Source organism: Macrococcoides caseolyticum, from assembly GCF_002902665.1.
Classification (GTDB): Bacteria; Bacillota; Bacilli; order Staphylococcales; family Staphylococcaceae; genus Macrococcoides; species Macrococcoides caseolyticum.
This window is the reverse complement of the sequence record NZ_PPRM01000068.1, coordinates 1-1,421: the sequence shown is the minus strand read 5'-3', so window position 1 is coordinate 1,421 and position 1,421 is coordinate 1. Positions and strand designations below refer to the sequence as shown.

Annotated in this window: 1 protein-coding gene; it reads left to right on the top strand. The window is 30.9% G+C overall.

All coding sequences use genetic code 11. From position 1 onward, the window contains the following. The first annotated feature begins 2 nt into the window (after positions 1-2). Entirely contained in the window at positions 3-1,328 is a 1,326-nt protein-coding gene (locus CD152_RS09395) for an IS1182 family transposase (protein WP_101142567.1), read from the top strand. Positions 1,329-1,421: the final 93 nt, after the last annotated feature.

Here is a 1,421-nt window from a genome sequence, read left to right as displayed (position 1 = left end):
ATATTAATATCATTCGCAGTCAATTTGAAATGTATTCATTAGAAGACCTTGTACCAGAAAATCATCTTCTAAGAAAAGTTGATAAAGTATTCGATTTATCCTTTGTTTATGATTTAGTAGAAGAAAAGTATTCTACAGATAATGGCCGTCCAAGTATTGATCCGGTTGTATTAATAAAAATTGTATTAATACAACACCTTTTTGGTATCAAATCAATGCGCCAGACAATTAAAGAGATTGAAACTAATTTTGCGTACAAATGGTATCTCGGTTTAGGCGTTAACGATAAAGTACCTCATTTTTCTACCTTCGGTAAGAACTATTCTAGACGATTTTATGATAATCAGATTTTCGAAGAAATCTTTTCTCGTATTCTCAAAATTGCTATAGATAATAACTTCGTAGATAATACTTCACTATTTATTGATTCAACGCATATTAAGGCCAATGCCAACAAGAAGAAATTTATTAAACAAGAAATACAGAAGACTGCTAAACATTATGAACAAGAGCTTATTGAAGATATCAATTCTATTAGAGAATCTGAAGGAAAAAAGCCTCTAGCTTCAAGAAAGGAGGAGAATCTTAAAGTAATAAAAATAAGTAATAATGATCCCGATGCTGGTTACTATGTTAAAAGTGAAAGAGAAAAACAATTTGCCTATAGTGCGCATACATGCTGCGATAAGTATGGTTATATCGTTGATTTTCATTTAACTCCTGGTAATGTTCATGATAGTACACAGTTAGTACCTATGATTGACAGGCTTGAAAGTAAAGAACTACTACCGAGATATGTTGCTGTGGATTCTGGATATAAAACACCTCATAATGCTAAGTATTTATTAGATAAAGAAATTCTACCAGCTATGCCATATAAACGTCCCATGGGTCCGAAGGACTTAATGAATAAAAATGAATTTTTATATGACGAATACTATGATTGTTATATTTGCCCTAATAATCAAATGTTGAAATATCAAAGAACAGACAGCGATGGTTACCGTTTGTATATTTCTAATCCAAATAAATGTAAGGATTGTCCTTTACTTAATAAATGTACTAAGAGTAAAGAACAGAAAAAAATCGTTACAAGACATATATGGCAACAATATCTTGATATTGTTGATGACTTGAGATTCATAGATACTATAAAAGCTATATATAAATTGCGTAGTCAAACAATAGAAAGACGTTTTGCTGATGCTAAAGAACAGCATGGTTTGCGATGGACTAAGTACAAAGGAATTCAAAAAGTCACCATGGAGACCACGCTTATTTTCGCATGCATGAATTTAAAGAAATTAGCAAATTATCTAGCAGGTTAAGCTGGATATTTTGCTAATTTCTTTAAAATAACAATATTTTTCGAAGAAAAAAGACAAACTCACTTTTAGAATTGTGAGTTTGTCTTCAGTCTG